This window comes from Kitasatospora sp. NPDC004289, from assembly GCF_053602875.1.
In genome coordinates this window covers 1-19,427 of record NZ_JBSGEL010000088.1, presented here as the reverse complement: position 1 = coordinate 19,427, position 19,427 = coordinate 1, and the positions used below count along the sequence as shown (strand labels likewise).

The window sequence follows — 19,427 nt, the reverse complement described above, 5'->3', positions numbered from 1 at the left end:
GTTGAGCATCCAATGTCAGGGTAGGCCCGCTCCGGTGCAACGGAGCGGGCCTCTCCCGCTTCAGGCGCTCCGGACGGCCCGGATCTTCTTCTCGGGCGCCGGCATCTCGTTCTTCGGCGCCTTCGAGCCCAGCGCGACGACGTTCGCCGCCTTGGCCACCGACCGCTGCTCCTCGCGGCGCTCCTTGCGCCACGCCGCGGCGAACTCGGGCCCGGGCATGAGGAACTCGGGCACCTCCGCCACCCAGAGGTCCTGGGCCAGCTCCTGGTCGGCGCTGGAGCCGGCGAAGGTGAGGAACGGGTTCAGCTGGTAGACCGAGCGGCGCGCGGTCCGCAGCCAGCCGATCTCGTTGAAGTACAGCAGGGACTCGCCGACGTAGGTCCGCGAGACGCCGGAGGCGGCGCTGATGTCGCGGTGGGTGGTCTTCACCATGCCGAGCGGGGCCCGGCGCGGCGCCTTGCCGCTCATCTGCTGAAAGCCGACCAGAGTGCACCAGGTCCGCATCCAGGTCTGCGGGATGTCCATCTGGGCGAGGGTGAGCATCATCAGCGGGGCGTCGGTCGTGTAGCCCTTGGTGGTATCGGACTCCGCGAAGGTGCGGCCCGAGATCTTCTGCACCGAGTAGACGACGTTCCCCCGGCCGTCGAGCCGGGTGACCAGTTGCTCGCCGTAGCCCAGCTTGGGCTTGTCAGCCATCGGCGCTCTCCAGGTTCCTTGATCCAATGTCACCAGGACACTATCACGGGTGATAGTGCTTTGGCCCTACCGTCAGGGCCAAACCGCCTCGGCGAGTCGCCTGGCTGCACCCGACGCTAGGCCCGGGAGCCTGTGGATAACCTCGGCCGGTTTGGCCTGGCCAGCAGTGCCAAACCGCTGATTGTTTGGCCCTGCTGGCCAGGGCCAAACAATCAGCAGTACAAAATGGGCGTTTCCGCAGGTCAGGGCCACTATTTCTGTCCGGATCCCGAAAGTGGATCTCTCATGCTCCCGCGCCAGCGGGAGAACCGGCACGCGGAGGGTTCCCCTTCTGCTGGGGCAGGTCACAGCAGGCGGCCGCCAGACCGCTGACCTGCTGCTTTCTTCGGGGCGTCGCCTCCGGCGGGCAGCGGATCCGTGCCGCTTCCGCTGCCCGGGCCGGACTCGGTTTGGCCCTGCTGGCAGGGCCGTCGGCTGGCCTTACCGCGCCGATCACGAAATCGCGGCTGCCGCCGCGACCGGGCCCTGGAGGGCCCTTTCCGTGCTCATGGATCACCAGGCGGGCGCCCGTGCGGGGCTGGCCCGGTGGTCACGGTTCGGGGCCGGGCTGCAGGTCCACGTAGGCGGGCCGGTCCTGCTGGTTGTCCTGGTGGCGCTCGCGATCTCGTGCAGGTGGGCAGTGACCTGGGTCCGCTCCCCGTGGCGGCAGGACGTCGCGCCCGGGGCAGGCCGGTGCGGCAGGCGGCCACAGCGACACGGTCGCCCGCCACCAGGTCGAAGGGCAACTGGACAGGTCGGGCCGCCCGCGGCCCGGCCGGTGCGCTGTCGGCGCGCAGCGTCGATGGCGCAGTCCAGGCGGCAGCAGGATGGTCCAGCGCATCCGGGCGCTGGCCACGGGTGCGGGGGCGGAGCACGCCGCGCCCAGCCAGGCCCGGGCCGGCGGGCCGCGTCGGTGGCCGGGTTGCCGCCCGTACCCGGCCGTCCGGTAGGGCAGCTACGGCCACCTGCCGGGGTGGGGAGAGCGAGGGGAGGCCGATGGACTCATGGTTCATTTTGGTGACTGAGGCGCCCCTGAAATGAACCATGAGTCCATCCGAGCACGGCACCGTACGCTGATGGCCTGGCCCCTCACGATTCGAGCGTGAGGGGCCAGGCCATTTTTCGGAGCGGTGCTGACGGGTGGTCAGGGTCCGGCGATGATCCACGTCACGAAGACCGAGCCCATGGTCTCGTGCAGCCGGTAGACGACTTCCCTTTAGCGTCAGCGTGTTGAAGCGCTACGTGAGGGGTGCCCGATGTCGCGGTGGCGGGTGTTCTGGGTGGGCAGGGACTGGCTGACCGGCACGGGCTCTCCCGGGCCGGACGGCTGGGAGATGCGACCCGGGGATGCGGTGTTCGTGGGGCCGGACTACCGGATCGATCCGCTGTTGTGCCGGTTCGGGCAGTCGTCGGTGTTCCGCGGGTACGAGCGGGAGACGAGGCGGAACTACGCGACGGACATCGCCCTGCTGCTGACGTTCCTGTCCGGGAGGAATCGGCTCTGGACGGACGCCCGTGAGAGGGACCTGGACGACTTCCGGAGCTGGCGGCTGGAGGCGCCGGCCAACCCGGCCCTGGTGGGTTCGTCGAAGTGGAACAGGGAGCTGGCGGCGTTCTCGGCTCTGTACCGGTGGGCCGGCAGGCAGGGGTACGTCGTCGCGAGTCCGGTGACGATGCGCCAGGTTGCGGGGTTGTACGGGGGGACGCGGGAAGTTCCCGAGGGGCTGATGAAGCCGATGGCGTCGGACATGCGCTGGCTGACGCCCCGTACGTGGCGGTTGTGGACGGACATCGGCCTGCGGGGCCATACCCGGGACGGGGCGGTCGAGGCGGGCTGGCTGGGCCGGTTGGAGGATCGCAATGTCGCGTTCGTGCGGCTGCTGGTTTCCTCGGGGCTGCGCCGGCAGGAGGGCGGGTCGTTGCTGACGTTCGAGGTCCCCGGCAACCGGTTGGGCGGGAGCCGGTACTGCCGGGGCCGGGTGTCGGGGGCGGTGACCCGGTCGAAGGCGTCCCGGACGTTCTATGCCTCGGCGGAGGCTGTACGTGACGTCGAGTCGTACGTGGAGTCCTCCCGGGCCTGGGCGGTGCGCAAGGCCCAGGTGGCGGGGCGCTACGACAGGTTGGCGGGCATGAGGCTGGTGATCGAGGTGACCCGGGGTCCCAGGCGCAGGATTCGCTGGGCGGACCGGGCCGGGACGGTCTTCGAGCGGCTGCTGGATTCTTTGACCTGGCAGGAGCGGATGCTGCTGTTCACCGAGGGTCCGGACGGTCCGGAGCCGTTGTGGCTGTGGCTGAACGAGGCGGGGCTGCCCTTGCAGCCGCATTCGTGGGAGGCGGTGTTCCGCGCCGCCAACCAGCGCTGCCGGATCGCGCTGGAGCCGTCGGCGGACCTGCGGGCCGATCCGCACCGGGTGTACGCCCCGTACGCGACGGTGCACGGTGCCCGGCACAGCATGGCCCTGTTCATGCTGGTGGTGCTGAACTCGCTGCTGGACCGGCGCTTCGGCCTGAGCCCGGCGGAGCGCCGGGACTTCGCCCTGCTCTACGGCGATCCGTGGCATCTGGTGCAGGGGCTGCTGGGGCATGCCACGCGGCAGGTCACGGTCGACACGTATCTCGCGCCGGTGCGGCACCTGCAGCTGGAGTCACTGCTGGCCGAGGTCCAGGAGCCGTTGTCGGCGCCGCTGCCGGACCTGGACGCGCTGTTCGCCCGGGTGGCCCGGGAGGCGGACGGGATCCAGGATATCGACAGCCGCCTGGTCCCGGCGGCGCAGGGTGCCTGGTGAGCCCGGCGGGCGAGGGCGGCAGGGGCAGGAGGGCGGTGCTGCCGCCGGCCGGCTACAGCGCACCGCCGATCCTGGAACCGCTGACCGGCCTTGTCGTGCACCACCGCGACCGCGACGGCCGGCAGCGGGACTTCGACTTCTCCGCCCTCGCGGCTCCCGAAGCCTTCCAGCGCTCCCTGGCCGCGCTGTTCGCCGCCCGCAGCCGCGGCTGGGGCGCTCACGAGACCGCGGACCTGATGTTCCGACACCTGCGGATGTTCACCGCGTTCCTGGCGCGGCGCGCCCGCCCTCCCCGCGACGTGGACGAGATCTCCGCAGCGTCGGTGAAGGCCTGGTGGGAGCAGGAGAAGCACACCCCGAGCGGCCGCGGGGCTTTTCGGAACGTGGCCGGCCTGCTTCGCGAGGACGCGCGCCTGCACTCGGGCCCGGTGCTCGAGGAGCTCACCCGCCGTGTTCCCGTGCTGCCGACGAAGGTGGAGTCGTACGCGCCCGAGCAGTTCGACCGGATCCGGGAGCAGGCGAGGCGCACGTTCCGGGCCGCGTTGCTGCGGATCGAGGAGAACGCTGAGCACCTGGAGCGGTGGCGCCGGGGCGAGTTCGAGGCCGCCGGCCCGGAGTGGGCTCTGGGCGAGGCGTTGGACCTCCTCGCCCGCACCGGCGACCTGCCGCGCAACCGCGATGGGGAGTTGCAGCGCCGTTACGTGCGGGCGGTGGGCGGGTCGGTGGCCGAGACGACGTGGAAGCGCCTGTTCCTGGATCGGATGGAGGCGACCGCCCTGGGCGTGCTGCTGATGGCCCAGTTCGCGTTGAACCTGTCGGTGATCAACGAGATGCCGACACCTCGGGCCGCGCCCGATCCCGGCCTGGACGGGCGGCCCACCTACCGGGTCCAGGTCCGCAAGCACAGGGGCGGCCGGTTCGAGACGGTGAACGCCGCCGACTCGGGTGCCGGCTCCCCGGGCCGGCTGATCACCCAGGCGCTGCGGGCCACCCGCTTTGCCCGGGCCCTGGCCGAGGACCTCGTGCCCGGCACCGACCGTCTGGTGGCCTGGCGCACCCACTACCCGCAGCGGGCAGCGGGCGTGACCGAGCGCCGCCTCGGTGCGGGACCCGTGCGTCTTGGCCTGGGCAAGAGCGACGCGGTCGACTGGGGCAAGCAGGCGGGCACCGGTGCGCCGTTCGCCCGTGGGCGGCGCACCGTGGTGGTGGAGCGCCGGGAGCCGTCCCAGCACACCCTGGCGACCCACGAGCGCCGGTACGTGCTGCCCGACCAGCGTGTCCAGTGCGAGGCGGCGCCGGTGGTCGCGGCAGGGGCGGCGGCCGCCGTGCAGCATGCCCGCCGGCGGGTGGAGCTGACCGCCCGGATCGCCGCCGAGCGCGACCACGGGCACCGGGAGACCGCCACCGCCGACTGCTCCGGGGCCGAGAACGGCCCGGCCCCGCTGCCCGACGGACGGTGCGGCGCGTCGTTCCTGATCTGCCTGGGGTGCGAGAACGCCCGCGTCCACGCCGACCACCACCCGCGGCTGGTCTACCTCCACCAGGCGCTCGGCAACGCCCGCTCCGCTCTTGCCGGGGCCGTGTGGGAGCGGGACTGGAGCGATGCCCACTCCCGCCTGGAGGATCTGAAGGGCAAGGTCGGCGAGGGGGCCTGGAGGGGTGCGCGGGGCCGGATCACGGCGGCGGACCGGGAGATCGTCGACGACCTGCTGAACGGAGACCTGAACCCGTGACCACCCCCGAAGTCGGCCGCGACGTCCTGGCGGTGCCCGCCCCTACCACTCCCGTCGTTCCGGAGCGCCTGGTCGTCGCCCGCCACTCCCATCTCAACAGCCGCTTCGGCGACACGGTGTGGTCCCTGGCCCCGCTGATCGACAATCCCAGCCAGCAGCTCATGTCGATCGACTGGCACTCCTGCGCGGAGCCCTTCCGGGCCCCGCTGCGGTTGATCGCGTGGACACTGCTGAACCGGGAGCTGCGCAACAGCTTCGTGCGGGAACGCGGGACCAGGATGCGCACCCGCATCGCGCCCGTCCCCACTCAGGACACCGTCCGGGCCTGGATGCGGTTGTCCCATTGGCTGGCGAAGCGGCAGATTGACACGCTGGCCGACTGCGACCGGACGGTGCTGCACGAGTACGGCCGGCAGCTGCTCGAGGCGGGCACCGGGCGCCGCGACACGCAGGCCAAGCTCATCGCGCTGACGCGGCTGTGGGCGTTCGACCAGCTCACCGGGCACCCTGCCGGGATCGCCCGCCCGCCGTGGGACGAGGTGGGCATGGACGACTACCTGCCCGCCGCCACGACGACGGGCGGGGAGAATGCGCGGGAGGTCCTGGCCGAGGAGACGATGGGCCCGCTGCTGGTCTGGGCGATCCGTCTCGTCGAGGACCTGGCCGACGACATCCTTGCCGCGCACGCCGAGGCCCGCCGCCTGAGGGACACCGCCCGGGCCCAGCAGGCCACGCCGGCCGGGCGCCAGGCGCTCAACGCCTACCTGGCCGAGCGGATCGCGGCCGGCTCCCCGCTGCCGGCCGCGATCCGGGACGGCAAGCCCGTCCTGGCCCGCGCCTACGTCGCGGCGACGACCGGCGCCACCCTGCAACACGTCCAGCGCGCCTGGAAGAAACTGGACCTGGCCGCGCTGGTCGAGGCAAGCCCCGGCCCCTGCCCGCTCGAGGTGCCGGTCACCGGCCGCATCGCCGGCCGCCCCTGGCGTACGGCCGTGGACTACACCGAAGCCGACACCCTGCTCAAACACCTGGTCACAGCCGCTTTCGTGGTCTGTTCCTACCTGACGGGCGCCCGTCCCCAGGAAATCCTCGGCCTGCGCGCGGGCTGCTGCCCAGACCCGGACACCGGCTCCACCGCAGCGCCGGCCCGGCACGTGCTGCGCGTCCGTCCCGAGGACGTCGCTGTCGGCGAGGACGAGGACGAGCCGCACCTGCTGATCCGTGGGAACCACTACAAGAACGCCACCGACCCGGACACCGGCCACTACCTGCCCGGCGGCGCCGAGCGTCCCGTCCCCTGGGTCGCCATCACGCCCGTGGTCAACGCCATCCGCGTGCTGGAGCGGATCGTGCCCGACGGCGAGCTGCTGTTCAACGCGGCCCTCCACAATCCCACCCACGCCGTCTACCGCACCGGATCGCTGAGGAACGGCTCGCTCGCCGAGCGGATCGAGGACTTCGTGGCCTGGGCCAACCGCGAGGCGCGCACCCAGGACCTGCCCGGCGAGATCATCGCTGCCGACCCGCACGGCAGCATCGGGACCGCGCGATTCAGACGCACCCTGGCCTGGCACATCGCGCGCCGCCCCGGCGGCCTGGTCGCCCTCGCCGTTCAGTACGGCCACATGCGCACCGTCCTGAACACCGACGAGTCCGGCCGCTACGGCAATCGCAGCCGCGGCGGGATCCACGCCCTCGTGGACATCGAGACCGCCCTGGCCACCGCCGACACCGCCGCCGACCTCCTCGAACGCATCCAGGCCGGCGAAGCCATCTCCGGACCCGCAGCCCGCCAGGCCATCCTCGCGGCCGCCAACGGCCCGGTCTTCCAGGGCGCTCTGGTCGGAGCCAGCTTCTCCCGCAAGCACGCCGCCGCCCGCCGGCACCTGGCCCGCGACGGCAGCGTCCTCTACGACAACCCGAACGCCCTCCTACTCTGCCTCTACCGGCGAGACCGGGCCCTGTGCGCGAAGGACGACCAGCGCGACACGCCCAGCCTCGACCAGTGCGTCCCCGGCTGCGGCAACACCGTCCGCACCGACCAACACGCTACCCACCTGCGCGAACGCGCCGACCAGCTCGACCGAAAAGCAGCCCGGAGCCCCGGCCCGCTCGCCGACCGCTGGTACGCCACCGCCACCCGGCTGCGCGAACGCGCTGACGATCATGACCGAACCCGCTTCACCCTCCAGGAGGAGAGCCGATGAGCCCCGCCCCCGACGAGCGCGACCGCATCCGCGCCGCGATGGACCGCATCCTCACCGGCACCCCCGAGCGCTCCAACGGGGCCCTGACCATCGTCGCCCTGGCCATCGAAGCCGACGTCCCCAGGAACGCTCTGACCCAGCGTCACCTCGACCTAAAGAACGAGTTCTACGAACACGTCAAAACTCGCGGCGGCATCCCCGAGGTCGAGACCCGTCTCCGCGCGAAGATTGTCACCCTCAAGACGACCATCGCGAACAAGAACGATGAGATCGCCCAGCTCAAAACCGACGTGCAAGGGTTCCTCGCGGAGAACACCAGGCTCACCCTCGAGAACCAAGAGCTCCGCGACGTGCTCAGCGGCAAGGCAACCAACGTCACGCCACTTCGGCCCGGCACAGGCCGCTGACCGGCATGTGGACTGCACGGTGTGCTGGCCAACCGTCACCCGCCGGACCGAGGCGGCCTGCCGGGCGCCCAACCTGGCTGAGCGGGAACACCTGCTGCGGCAGGCGGCCCGACTCAAACTCCCTTCCGAGGGTTCAGCAGTAGCCGTCCAGGCGGGTGCGCCGGCCGGGCGTGTGGTCGGGCCAGCGGCGGCGGGCCTGGTCGGAGGCGGCGTCGCGCAGGTGGTCGAGCGCGGTGCCACCGGGGTAGCCCCGGAAGTCGGCGTACCAGGACCGGCGGTGGTACTCGTTCCAGTAGCTCACTACGCGGCGTTCGGTGCGGGCGAAGAACTCCGGATTGTCCACCACGAACTGCCCGTACACGGAGTGGCCTTCAGATCCCGGCACCAGCAACTCCCGGTAACCGTCCCGGAGATCGGTCAGGATCTCCAGCACGTACTCGCCGAGCAGTTGCACGGTGTAGGGCGCCACCCACGGGGCCGTGGAGGTGAGGAGCTGCGCGAGGTGGCGCTGTCTGACCCGGCCGTCGTGGTGGCGGGTGTAGAGGCAGTGCAGCAGCTGACGCTGCTGAGGCGGGAGCAACTCGACCGTAGTGGATGGCAGTTCGCCGTGGTAGATCCGCGAGGGGATGGCAAGGTCCTCCGCTCCGACCCGGACCGTGAAGGTGCAAGACCGGTGCTTCGCCTTCGGGAGGAGTGCGAGCACGGCGCGGGCATCGGCGGCGAGCTCGTGCGGGAACGCCTCGACCAGGGACTCCCGGCCGTCGCGGTCCGCCTGCTCCGGCTCCCGCTCGACCGGGCCTTCGGTCCCTCGCGGCATTCCGACGGCCCCGGGGACATGGCGTTCGGCGACGGCCATCGCCAACCTCCGTAGCTTGGTGAAGTAGGAAGCGCAGTAGGGCTCGTGCATCAGGGGTATGGCCTTGTCGAGGGCGTTGATGGAGCCCCAGAGCTCGCCCGTCCAGGTCTCGTCGAGGGTGTCCTTCAGTTCGCGGTCGACGAGGCCGGCCACCCAGAGATCCACGTGGACCAGATCCACCCCGGCCGGCTCCGCGCCCTGGAAGCCCGGCGGGAACCGCATGTGCCGGTGTTCGTCCCGCAGCCGGACCAGGGAGTCATCGTCCGGGTCCGCTGGCTCCGCCACTGGCCCGAGAAGTGCGGCCACCGCGTCGAAGACGGCCCGGACGCTGGTGACTGCGCGGCTGGGGTGACACGCGGCGCTCGTCCGCTCGCCCCTGGCGAGATCGCTGGGCAGCCCCAGCGCTCGGTCCAGCGCACCGGCGAGGTCCGTCGTGAGGTGGCCCTCCGCCGCGGCCCGCTCGACCAGGTCCGGCAGTGGCCCGCGGTCGGCCAGCCGCTCGGTGAGGGCGAGCTCCAGCGCGACCAGCGAGTGGGTGACCGCGACGGTGGCGAACTCGTACCGGTAGAAGGAGAACCGGAGCAGTTCACGGCTGGTCCCCAGGGCGCTCATCACGGCCATCGGTGCGTTCGCGGGCACGACCAGTTCGGCGATCAGCTCCTCCATGTCCTCGAAGTCGGGGACGAGGAACTCGCTGCGTGGGTCCGGCGGCGCCAGGCGGAGTGGGCCACGAGAAGTGGTCAGGGAGTTCACCGGTGCAGTTTGGCCGCCGGGGGCGGCCGTGGCCAGCGGATTTCCGGCGCTGGAGGTGACCGCTCCGGAATCAGCCGAGGACGGCTTCATAGCCGGCACAGGCCTGACCCTCGACCCCCAACGTCACCCTGACAAGCCGAAGTCAGTACTGCAGCTCCAGAGGGTGGCTCCGCGCCATAGATACTTGCTGATCACGGCTTGGGCCACCCGCCCTCGGGACAAGCTCAGCCCAACATGCTGACTTGACAGGGAAGACGACGCTGATGCGGTCGCCGGTGTCGGAGGCCGGGTCGGTGCGGGCGGTGTAGTCGTCGACCTCGGGGTCGGTGCCGCCGGGCACCGGGATACCGAGCCGCGGGTGGATCGCGAGGCGCTCGATCAGCTTCTCCACCGCATCGAGCTCGCCGGGCCGCAGTCCGGCGAGGATCTGGGTGGCGGCGTCGGAGAGGAAGACGTGGAGCGGAGCCGGTTGCTGGGACTGGTCGGTCACCGGTCGCCGCCGGCCGCGCGCAGCTGGGCGAAGACGTCGCCGGCCGGGGTCCAGTGCTGGCCGCCGATCGGCGCGGCCAGGGAGTTCATGGCGTTCTCGTCGGTGCGCAGGACCAGGCGGTGGCGGTAGGTGGCGATGACCTCGGTGACGGCGGCGAGGTCGCCGATCGGGGAGGTGTCGAGGGCGGCGGCCAGGTCCTGCTCGAACTGGTCCCGGTCGCCGGGCAGGCCGTAGCGGGAGAGCGCGGTGCGCAGCTCGTGCAGGGTGGCCGGCCTGGCCGGGGTGGGGGTGATGGGGTCGGGGTGGGTGGTCAACCTGTCCTCCTCTTGGTGGATGCTGCTTGGGGCAGCGGTCCGCGGGTTCGACGGTAGTGGGGCGAGGGCGGTCTCGGTCCTGGGGTGGATCACCCTGCGGAAGGTCAGGGCGCCCACTCGATGACGACGTCACGGTTCAGCATCACGGCGCCGCTGCGATGCCACTCGTGCAGGGTCTCGATGAGGTCAGCTTGGGTGAGCGGGCTGTATTCGTCGCCGTTGCGGACCGCTTCGGCGGCCTGGTCCTCGTTCCAGTCCACGAGGTAGTCCGGCATCGTCCACGTGCGGCCCTGCGGATACTCGGTGTCGATCATGGTGAATGACCCGCTGCGCAACAGCTTGTCCAGCTCGACATCGGCACGTTGGAGAGGGCCGTTGTGAAGAGCGAGCAGTTCTGCGGCCCGTTCGACCCCAAGCTCACGTTCGGCCTCTCCCTGGGAGATTGGTACGTAGAACGGGTAGCTGGCCTGGAGGCTTCGACGGCGTGCCTGCTCGCGGTTGGCCGTGCTCTTGCGGGCGCTGCGCTTCTTCGTCACGGGCTCACGGTAGTGGCCGCTCGGATCTGGATGAGGCGGTTCGGAGCAGGTTCGATTCACGCGGCACCGCTGCGGGGCGCGGGACGGCGGGTACGGCGCAGCGGGGTGGCTCCGGCCTTGGCGGCGCGGGCGGTGGCGAGGGCGGCGCGGTGGGATTCGCGCAGGCGGCGGGCGTGGGCATCGTGGGCGGCGGCCTGTTGGGTGGCCTGGTGGTCGACGGCGAATCGGTGGGCGTCTTCGGGTTCGCGCAGCCAGCCGTAGTGCTCGCGCAGCAGCTGCTCGCGACGGACCCGCTCCTCTTCTTGCTCGGCTTCGCGGGTCTGGAGCTGTTCGCGCATCTGCTGACGAAGCTGCTGGTAGGTGGTGCTGTCGGCGAGCGGGTGGGGCCGGGGCTCGGACGGCGCCTGGACGGCCGGGCGGTGGGGGCGGTCGGGGTCGTCCAGCTCGGGCCGGCCGATGCGGACGTCGATGGCGCGGACGCTGCCGGGCGGCAGGTGCTGGTCGAGCTGCTGGAGCAGCTGGCGGGTCTCCAGGCGCAGCTTGGTGGCCCAGGCCGGGGAGTCGGCGACGACCCGCAGGGTGCGGGTGTCGGGGTCGAATCCGCCAGGCGCCCAGTGGAACGCGTTCTCGGTGCCGACGATGGTGGCCCAGCGGTCGCGCAGTGTGCCGCGCGCGGTACCGAGCTCCCAGCCGCGGGCATCTGCCAGGGCGGGCAGGATCGCGGCGAGGCCGGCGGGCTCGCGAGCGGTGCGGCCTGCCCGGGCGATGTCCAGCGCGCTCGGCTGCTTGCCCTTGGTGGGGGCGTTCCCGGCGGCGCGGGCGGCCCGGCGTGCGGACTGCAGCGCCATCCGGGCCAGGTCCGCGCCGCTGAGCTCCGGCTCCTGCTGCGGCTCCTGCTCGTCGAGGTCCTGGTCATCGAGGTCGAGGTCCTGTTGGTCTGCGGTGAGCATCTGGTCGGTCACCGGCCCGCCCGCGCATGGAGCTGGACGTACGGGCTGGCCTCGAGCTTCGCGAACCGGGCGACGAGCTCGGCGCCGTAGCGGTCGAACGCGCCGTCGGTGTCGGCCTCCATCACGGCGGCGGCGGCCTGCGGGTAGATGCAGGCTTGCCCGATGCTGGTCCCGGCCGGGGCCACGTCGGGCTCGGCGGCCTGGTCCGGCATGAGGTCGAACAGTGCGGTCAGGTGCCCGTACTCGCGCATCTCGACGTTGTCCATCGGCTCGACCCGGGCGGCTGCCTCGGCGGCCAGCTCGTCCTCGTGGGCGGCCTGGACGGTCTCCTGGCGCAGCGCGTGGGCGATCAGCGCGTGCGGGCGCTCCGGGCGCCATAGCAGGCCGGCCCCCGCGTACTGGCCCGCGATCTCGCCCAGCCACGCCAAGGCCCGGGCATCGCTCCACCCGCGGCCGGCCAGGTCGTTCAGCACCCACCGCAGCTGGTCGTGGCTGGCCTGGCGCACCCACGGCACTCGCCGGTACGCCAGCTTCGCCAGCCTGTCCCCGGCCACCACCATCGCCGCGGTGACGGCCTGCCCGAGCACCGTCGGGCGCCCCTGCCCGGCCGCCCGGGAGGGCTTCGCCGTTCGCTTCGCCTTGCTGGCTGACTTCTCGACACGGGCCCCGCCCGTAGCTTTGCAATCAACGTCGGAGGTAGAGCTCACCAGGTGGGTGGTACCACCCACCATTGGGGTGCAACTCGTCGTCTCGACGGGCTGGGCGGCACTCCTGTGACGAGAGGTGCGACGGCGACGCCGGACCTTCCGGGCCGCCTTCTTCCCGAGCTCCCCGATCAGGCTCCGGCCCTCTTCCGAGATCCCGGTCATCCGCCGCTCCAGGCCCTCGCCCACGGTGCGGATCCCGAGCGCCTCGTCGTAGGCGAGCGGGGCCAGGCGCTCGTACTCGGACGCCCGGCACTCCACCCGGAGCTGGCCGGGCAGCATCGGCAGCCGCGTGCCGACCGAGCGCCAGGCCAGCAGGCCGCACGCCCGCAGGATCTTCAGGTGGTTCTGCACGGTCCGCTTCGAGCAGCCCAGCTCGCGCATCAGGCGGGCGATGGAGGGGCGGCAGGGGGTGAGCTCGGACAGCACCCGGGCCAGGCGCAGCGTCGTCTCACCGAACAGCGGCAGACGTGGCGGCGGGACGTAGAGGCCCGCGCCGTGGACCCAGTGCACAGCCTGCATCCAGGAGTAGCCGTCCAGCACGATCCGCCCGGCCGCCCCCGACACGAGGTGCAGCTCCTCCGGGATCCAGGTCGGCTTCATCGTCGGGGCCGGGGCCGATGAGGTCTCGTCGGCCGGCTCCTGGCGCGGGCCGGGAACGAGGGCGGTGGTAGGGACGGTGGGCAGGGCGGAGGAGGCCGTCTCGGCGGCCTGAGAAAAGGGGCTCACACCAATAGAGGCCGTCCCGAAGCGGCCCGTGTGACACGGATCGGCGTGACGGCCGACACACCCGCAGGGCGAGTCGGCGGCTGCCGGTGCCTGGCCGGGAACGCTCGGCGAGGCCGGGAATGATCCGTTCGCACCCGACCGTGTGACACCCGAAGGGTCACCCGAATGGGTGATGTGCGTCACATCTTCGAGGAGGTGCGCGGCGTCCTGGACAACCCGTCCGCTAACCCGTCCCTCAACGAATCCCAAGGCCGGAGCCGGGTTCGAGGCAACTTCCCGTCCTGCGGAATCTCCGACCGAGCTCAAACCGGGGACACCAAGATCGACAGGCCCGCCACGGCGAGACTGGAAAGGGGCACTGACCTGCTGCAAGATGGACTCGCTCCCTGCTCCTACATGGGTATGGGCGCACGGCGCCCCTCGGGCGTCGCGGGAAAACGGCCCTCACGGGCTTGACAAACAGCCGACCCAGCACCACCGGGAAGGCAACCGCAGGACCCCCTCGCGGGGTTCGGCAAACAGCTCCCTTCGTTCGTGGTCGGGGGTGACGGCTCCTTCACAGGAGCCGGGTATGGCACGGCACCCCCTCGGGGGAGCCGGTAATGCCCCCCTCACGGGGGTGTTGCGAGACGGCTCCTTCACGGGAGCCGGTACAGCACGGCGCCCTTGCGGGAGCCGGTGTTGCGAGACGGCTCCTTCGCCGGAGCCGGGTAGTGCCCCCTCACGGGGGTGTTGCGAGACGGCTCCTTCGGGAGCCGGTACAGCACGGCGCCCTTGCGGGAGCCGGTGTTGCGAGTTGAGTTGCAAGGCGGACCCCCTCGGGGGTCCTGGTTCTCTCCGAACCGCACTGCGCCCTTCCCGGGCCCCGGCCGCCAAGCCGGAGCCCGATCCGGGCCCTCGTCCGACAGGCATCGGACGGATCACGTAAGACCGCTGCTGGTGGCGGGAACCACCGGTAGCGACCCTGGGGTTGCTGGCCTCGCCAAAGGCCGGCGCCCCCGCGACGACTAAGTCACACCGACCCCCTTCGGGGGAGAGGTGTGTCCAGATACGACGACGGCACCCCGCCGGAGCGACCTCGAACCGGTCGCGTCCACGGCGGGGTGCCGCGCGTATGAGGGGGCGCCACTGCGGGTACCCTGCATCACGTCGACACCTCCCAAGGTGTGGTCGACCGGGACGGGCCCCTGCCAGGGGGCGCCGCTCCACTTAACCGCCGCCCGGGCCTTGCGGTCCGGGCGGCGAAGTTCGTTTTGGATCACTTTCGAGGCCACCCTACCCCTGTGGACAACGCACGGAGTAGTCACACCTTCACCGTGTCGATCTGACAGTGCGTCAGTCTGACGACCGGACATACCCACACCTCCCTGCGCTTTTCAGCAGACTCTGGCCGCTTCGGCCTGTGGACAGTGATCTCCGTCTGACGGCCCGTCAGTACGGAGAGCTGCGGCCCGTCAGGCGGCCCGGCCCTTCGGTGCGTACCGGAGCAGGACGACGTCGCCGATGGGCCGGGCCTCGAGGAGCTGCATCCGGGCGGTGGTGCCGCCGGGGTAGTCCGCGGAGCCGAGGAACCGAGGGGCCTCGGGCTGGCCGACCAGAAGCGGAGCGATGGCGAGGTGGATCTCGTCCGCGAGGTCCTGGGCCACAAGCTGGGTGTGGATCGTGCCGCCGCCTTCCACCATCAGCTGGCCCACGCCCCGCCGGCCGAGCTCGTCAAGAACCTGCCCCCAGTCGAGAGTGGAGCCGGTGCTCACGACGTCGGCAAGGCCAGCCAGAGCGGACTGCACCCGCTTGAGGGCGGAGTCCACGGTGAAGACCAGCTTGTCACCCCCGAAGTGCCAGAACTTGAGCTCGGGGTCGAGGTCGCCGCTGGCGGTGACGGTCACCTTCAGCGGGTACTCCGGCTTGCCGTCGGCGACCCGCTTGGCCCGGCGCTCCTCACTGTTGACGAGCAGTCGGGGGTTGTCCTTGCGCATGGTGGTGGCGCCGATCAGGATCGCGTCGGACTCGGCGCGCACCTGATCGACACGGTCGAAGTCGTCCGCGTTGGAGAGCAGCAGTCGATCGACGCTGGCGTCGTCCAGATACCCGTCGACCGAGGTGGCGGCGGACAGCAGGACGTACGGGCGGGTGGTCATTCTCAGCCTTCCGATCGGGTCTGGTGGAGCAGGGAGTTGTCGAAGCCGGCCCGGAACTCCGCGACCTCCGGCACGGTGTCCCGGTCGGCGAGCGCCCGGTCCAGGCGGGCCAGCTCGGTGACGATCCGTCCGGAGCCGGTGTCGCCGACAACGGCCAGGGCGTGCAGCCCGACCGTGGCTGCCTGCTCGGGAGATCCGGCTCCGGCAAGGGCGACAGCCTGCCGAGCAAGGTAGACGCCGCGGTCGCGGTGGTATCCGTCCGGGAGTATCCGCAGGGCCCCGGTGTACACGTCGGCGGCCTGGCCGTGCCGGGAGAGGGCCTGGAGGCTCTGTGCGCGGTAGACCTCGACGTAGGCAGTGTTGAGCCATGATCCCCACCGGCTCGGATCCGCTGCCGCGACATCGAGGGACTGCTGGATCTGGTCGAGCACTCGCTCGCTCTCCGCGGCCTCGCCCCGCAGCGCGTGCCCGTACGCCTGGTACGTCCGTGCGACGGCGGCCAGCCGGCTGCGCGGCCGGGCCAGCCGCTGTGCGGCCTCCGCCAGGTCGACCACGTCGTCCAGGTCGCCGATGTCCGTGGCCAGCTGCGCTTTGCGGGCCATCACATACGAGGTCAACTCGTCGTCACCAGCGGTGTGGGACCACTGCAAAGCCCGGTCCAGCCAGAACTGCGCCCGGGCGACATCCCCGAGGTCCTGGTATAGCCACGACGCCAGCTCGCCGTACTGCACCTGCAGCTCCGCCAGGGCGGCCCGGTCTGATCCCTTCGCCTCCCGGCGCAGCTCCTGGATCACGCCGACGTGCTCCAGGACGCTGCCGATCACTCGGCCTGGGCCGAGAACGTTGTCGCTCTCAATCAGCAGCCGGCGGGTACGCCGCAGATGCTCCACTGGGGTCGCGCCGTACGAGGACGCCGTACGCGCCCGCCGGGCCAGCTCCGCCACCCCGGCCTCGTCGGCCGCAGCGGCCGGAGTCCCGGCGCCGAACGCCGCGGCTACGCCGAGTCCCACCCCGCTGCGCAGCAGCGCCCGCCGATCGAGATCCACCCAGACCACGCTCCCGTCCTTGAGCCGACAGGGGACGGACATCCCCGCCTCAGACGCTGCCTGCTGAGGGAGCGTCAGAGCTAGACCTGCCGAGCTGTTGGCCACATGGGCCACGGGATTGGCCACATCACCGAACTGGCCACCGAGGCCGTCCCAGGTGCGTACCAGCGACCCGCAGGCGTCCAGGGCCGAGTCGAGCAGGACGACCTGGCTACGGTCTGGAACCCGCTCGGCCCGCTCGAATCGGCCCAGGTGGCTGTGGTCGACCCTGGCCAGGGTCGCGAGCCCGCGCAGGGACAGGCCACGACCCAGGCGCAGCTGGCGCAGCTCGTAGCCCCACCGGTGCAGCGGAGACGCCCCCGGTGTCAACTCCCTTGCTCGCTGGCCCATTTGCCCCCCTCGGCTGTGGCCAATGTGGCCAGGCACGCTGGCCACATGTCAGGTCTGGAACTCGGCGACCTCACGCAACTAGAACCGAACCAGCAGTCACCGGCTTGATTCTAGGAGTGATCGTGCTTGTGCTCCTCCGTCAACTTCGGTCCCACGTTGCGGGTGTAGCCAGCCGGGCGTTGGAACAAGGCGCCGCTGCCTCGGCCGGCCACATCGACGGTTCGTACGTGGGTGAACCCACGGTTGTTGTAGTACGCCTGGAGGTCGCTGTTGTCGCGCCATGCGTCCAGGCGGAGCCACGCCTTGCCCTGCTCAGCAGCGCGGCTGCTGGCCCAGTCGAGCAAGGCCGAGCCCAGCTCCAGGCCGCTGACATCACGGCGGACCACCATGCGGTGTACGTACAGCGCGGGAGCAGCGATCTCCTCTGGAGTCCAGAAGTCGGTATCAGCGTGCTCGTCCACGGTGATCGTCGCCACCGGCGCACCCTCGTCCTCAACGATCCAGCACTCGCCCGCCGCGATGTTCTCCGCGATCCGTTCGGCGCGCGGAGGGTACTGCCACTGGTCGGTGCCCCGATCGGCCAGCCATGCGGCGGCGTGGCCCCACAGGTTCATCACGGTGTCCAGGTCCCCCAGGAGAGCCACCCGGACAACAGGAGTGCTGCTCAGCTTCGGCTTGCTGCGTTCGTAGGTGATGACGTGCCGGTCGCCCGGCAGGACGTTCACGACCACCCGGACCGGCCGGCCATCTTCGGTGTAGCCGGTGCAAAGGTGAACTCCCACGGGCGTGCCGGGGCCGAGCTGGAGGCGATCGGCCTCGTCGGGGGTCGGCATACGCACCTGGATCTCGTCCAGCGCCCTGACCTGCTCGTGTCCGAGCTCTGCGAGCACGACGTTCGCTCCGCGAGCGATGTCGTCGGGGTTCATGATCTCGCTGCCCTGCACCAGGTCGAGGGGGAAGTGGCTGTCGTTAGTGTTGTAGGGCACACCGTCGATGAAGCGAACGCGTCGGCGGACCGCTACCAACTCGCCTTCGCTGAGCTGCAGCCGGCTCCGAACGTCCGGCGACGGGACGATCACGCTTACCTCGATGTGCTGCCCGGCCTCACGGCCCTCCTGGGACAACTGCGTGAGGAAGGTGTCCATCTCTGGGGACAAGGGTCGCTTCATGAACTCCGCCTGGGGTCGGTAGACCATGGGGCGTCGGCTGCGCACGAAGTAGCCGCGGGGTCGGTCGCTGACGACCAGGCCCTCGTTCACCAACACCTTGAGCCCTTGGACTGCCGTCGACCGGGTGGTATCCCACTCGGCCGCGATCTCCCCCTCGGTAGGCAGCCGCGCGCCGGGCCCGAGGGTTCCATCGGTGATCTCGGTGCGGATCTTGTCCGCGATGCGCTGGTAGAGGGCTCGTGCCCTGCTGCTGACTGCCATGGTCAATGTCTACCCCGTCGCCAATGACTAGTCAATGTAGGCGAAGGGGGTTGACCCGGGGTCGCGGAGAGTGCAAGCTTCATTGCAGCAGGCAATGAGTAGTCAATCTACTCGACATAGCTACTGCTGTTTTGCCTGATGAACGACGTAGTCGCCGCCCACAGTTCGGGTGCCGGGTAGCTCCACCAAACCCATGCGACTGCATCAGCGCTGATGCGCTGTCCGCTCCCCAGGGCGCCGGGATCTTCCGTGCGGCCTGAGGAGCTGAGAGCTCACCGACGCAGCAAACCCGCCGTCAGCACTGACGAGGAGCATCCGATGACCACCTCGACCGCGATCCCCACCGCCCGGCAGCGCAAGAGCCGGACCCGCACGACCAACATCTCCGCCCTGCCGGCGCTCTTGGTGTCGCAGCTCCCCATCGCCTCGGTCCAGCTCACCCACCGCGCCGAGGTCATGGCCTGCCCGGCTTGCCAGACCTGGTGCCCCCTGACCCTGACCAAGGGCACCAAGCAGTGGAAGCTCGCCCCGCACCACACCGAGCGCGCTGGCACCCCCGGTGCCCGTCGCTGCAGCAACTCCAACCGCCTGGTCGTCATCGACGTGACTCTGGCCCGCTGGCAGGAGCGGCGGGTCGAGGCCAGCGCGGACGTCGCAGCCCGCCGGCCGACCAAGGTCCTGCGTAAGGTGAAGACCCCGACCGTCCCCGCACTTGGTAGCCCGGCCACCGCCGACACCGTGTACGTGAACCTCAGCCGCCACCGCGCCAGCTGCGCGATCTGCGTCGACGAGGTGAAGTGCCGCGACGGCCTGAGCCTGCTCGCCGCCCACAAGCGGCTGCTCAAGGCGGAGAAGCGGAGCGCGAAGGCGGCCCCGGCCCGCCGGGCCGAGCAGTGGACCGCCACCGCGAAGGCGGTCGGCGAGGCCGACAAGGATCGGCAGGCCCCGCTGGTCGGCGCGCGCTCCCCGATCTTCCCGCTGACCCTGCCGAAGGGGACGCCGACCGAGCCGCTCGAGGAGGGCCCGAAGCGCACCCGCGCCCGCGCCGCCTGACCAGCACCACCCCGGGCCCGGCCCGGTTCCAGAACCGAACAGCACCCCACCAGCCGCGGGGGGGGCGCCCCCCCCCCCCGCACACCCCCCCCCCCCCCCCGGGGCCCCCGGGGGGGGGCACTCACACACAATACAAACACGAAAACCAAAAAAAAATAATAGATTATGTA

At 71.0% G+C, this 19,427-nt stretch carries 15 protein-coding genes; 5 read left to right on the top strand and 10 right to left on the bottom strand.

Going from position 1 to position 19,427, the window contains the following annotated elements; translation table 11 throughout:
- Positions 1 to 60: 60 nt before the first annotated feature.
- Positions 61 to 696 (bottom strand): hypothetical protein, encoded by a 636-nt coding sequence (locus ACWEPF_RS35325; RefSeq protein WP_452175795.1) that lies wholly within the window; start codon positions 694 to 696, stop codon positions 61 to 63.
- A gap of 1,295 nt (positions 697 to 1,991) precedes the next feature.
- On the opposite strand from ACWEPF_RS35325, the gene ACWEPF_RS35320 reads away from it, so the two are divergent.
- The 4 genes from ACWEPF_RS35320 to ACWEPF_RS35305 are packed head-to-tail and all read left to right on the top strand — an operon-like array spanning position 1,992 to position 7,868.
- Positions 1,992 to 3,521: a site-specific integrase gene (locus ACWEPF_RS35320; RefSeq protein ID WP_452175794.1), complete on the top strand. Its 1,530-nt coding sequence runs from the start codon at positions 1,992 to 1,994 to the stop codon at positions 3,519 to 3,521.
- A gap of 35 nt (positions 3,522 to 3,556) precedes the next feature.
- Positions 3,557 to 5,254: a hypothetical protein gene (locus ACWEPF_RS35315; RefSeq protein WP_452175793.1), complete on the top strand. Its 1,698-nt coding sequence runs from the start codon at positions 3,557 to 3,559 to the stop codon at positions 5,252 to 5,254.
- Entirely contained in the window at positions 5,251 to 7,461 is a 2,211-nt protein-coding gene (locus ACWEPF_RS35310; RefSeq protein WP_452175792.1) for an integrase, read from the top strand. The genes ACWEPF_RS35315 and ACWEPF_RS35310 overlap by 4 nt, the downstream gene beginning before the upstream one ends.
- Entirely contained in the window at positions 7,458 to 7,868 is a 411-nt protein-coding gene (locus ACWEPF_RS35305; protein ID WP_452175791.1) for a hypothetical protein, read from the top strand. Before ACWEPF_RS35310 ends, ACWEPF_RS35305 begins: the two co-directional genes overlap by 4 nt.
- A gap of 133 nt (positions 7,869 to 8,001) precedes the next feature.
- Here ACWEPF_RS35305 and ACWEPF_RS35300 read toward each other — a convergent pair whose 3' ends face one another.
- From ACWEPF_RS35300 to ACWEPF_RS35260, 9 genes are all read right to left on the bottom strand, one after another.
- Positions 8,002 to 9,477 carry a hypothetical protein gene (locus ACWEPF_RS35300; RefSeq protein WP_452175790.1) on the bottom strand — a complete coding sequence of 492 codons (1,476 nt, stop codon included), beginning with the start codon at positions 9,475 to 9,477 and terminating at the stop codon, positions 8,002 to 8,004.
- Between the two features lie 142 nt (positions 9,478 to 9,619).
- On the bottom strand, positions 9,620 to 9,967 hold the full coding sequence (locus tag ACWEPF_RS35295) for a hypothetical protein (RefSeq protein ID WP_452175789.1): 348 nt from the start codon (positions 9,965 to 9,967) through the stop codon (positions 9,620 to 9,622).
- The gene (locus tag ACWEPF_RS35290; protein ID WP_452175788.1) at positions 9,964 to 10,281 is read right to left on the bottom strand and encodes a DUF6247 family protein; all 318 of its coding nucleotides are present in this window, start codon (positions 10,279 to 10,281) and stop codon (positions 9,964 to 9,966) included. The genes ACWEPF_RS35295 and ACWEPF_RS35290 overlap by 4 nt, the downstream gene beginning before the upstream one ends.
- Before the next feature lie 104 nt (positions 10,282 to 10,385).
- Entirely contained in the window at positions 10,386 to 10,817 is a 432-nt protein-coding gene (locus ACWEPF_RS35285) for a hypothetical protein (protein ID WP_452175787.1), read from the bottom strand.
- A gap of 56 nt (positions 10,818 to 10,873) precedes the next feature.
- A complete protein-coding gene (locus ACWEPF_RS35280; protein WP_452175786.1) occupies positions 10,874 to 11,779 on the bottom strand; it encodes a DciA family protein in 906 nt (301 codons plus the stop codon).
- Complete coding sequence (locus ACWEPF_RS35275; protein ID WP_452175785.1) at positions 11,776 to 13,200, bottom strand: helix-turn-helix domain-containing protein; 1,425 nt, start codon at positions 13,198 to 13,200, stop codon at positions 11,776 to 11,778. The genes ACWEPF_RS35280 and ACWEPF_RS35275 overlap by 4 nt, the downstream gene beginning before the upstream one ends.
- A gap of 1,454 nt (positions 13,201 to 14,654) precedes the next feature.
- Entirely contained in the window at positions 14,655 to 15,338 is a 684-nt protein-coding gene (locus ACWEPF_RS35270) for a RibD family protein (RefSeq protein WP_452175784.1), read from the bottom strand.
- 2 nt (positions 15,339 to 15,340) lie between these two features.
- The gene (locus tag ACWEPF_RS35265; RefSeq protein ID WP_452175783.1) at positions 15,341 to 16,774 is read right to left on the bottom strand and encodes a helix-turn-helix domain-containing protein; all 1,434 of its coding nucleotides are present in this window, start codon (positions 16,772 to 16,774) and stop codon (positions 15,341 to 15,343) included.
- A gap of 110 nt (positions 16,775 to 16,884) precedes the next feature.
- Positions 16,885 to 18,204 carry a GNAT family N-acetyltransferase gene (locus ACWEPF_RS35260; protein WP_452175782.1) on the bottom strand — a complete coding sequence of 440 codons (1,320 nt, stop codon included), beginning with the start codon at positions 18,202 to 18,204 and terminating at the stop codon, positions 16,885 to 16,887.
- A gap of 318 nt (positions 18,205 to 18,522) precedes the next feature.
- Between ACWEPF_RS35260 and ACWEPF_RS35255 the strand changes: the two genes are divergently transcribed.
- Complete coding sequence (locus ACWEPF_RS35255) at positions 18,523 to 19,257, top strand: hypothetical protein (RefSeq protein ID WP_452175781.1); 735 nt, start codon at positions 18,523 to 18,525, stop codon at positions 19,255 to 19,257.
- The last annotated feature ends 170 nt before the right edge of the window (positions 19,258 to 19,427 follow it).

What these genes read in the sequence shown, in the direction of transcription:
- ACWEPF_RS35325 (WP_452175795.1), bottom strand. Translation starts at nt 696, where the DNA reads ATGGCTGACAAGCCCAAGCTGGGCTACGGCGAGCAACTGGTCACCCGG.
- ACWEPF_RS35320 (WP_452175794.1), top strand. Translation starts at nt 1,992, where the DNA reads ATGTCGCGGTGGCGGGTGTTCTGGGTGGGCAGGGACTGGCTGACCGGC.
- ACWEPF_RS35305 (WP_452175791.1), top strand. Translation starts at nt 7,458, where the DNA reads ATGAGCCCCGCCCCCGACGAGCGCGACCGCATCCGCGCCGCGATGGAC.
- ACWEPF_RS35270 (WP_452175784.1), bottom strand. Translation starts at nt 15,338, where the DNA reads ATGACCACCCGCCCGTACGTCCTGCTGTCCGCCGCCACCTCGGTCGAC.
- ACWEPF_RS35265 (WP_452175783.1), bottom strand. Translation starts at nt 16,774, where the DNA reads ATGGGCCAGCGAGCAAGGGAGTTGACACCGGGGGCGTCTCCGCTGCAC.
- ACWEPF_RS35260 (WP_452175782.1), bottom strand. Translation starts at nt 18,204, where the DNA reads ATGGCAGTCAGCAGCAGGGCACGAGCCCTCTACCAGCGCATCGCGGAC.
- ACWEPF_RS35255 (WP_452175781.1), top strand. Translation starts at nt 18,523, where the DNA reads ATGACCACCTCGACCGCGATCCCCACCGCCCGGCAGCGCAAGAGCCGG.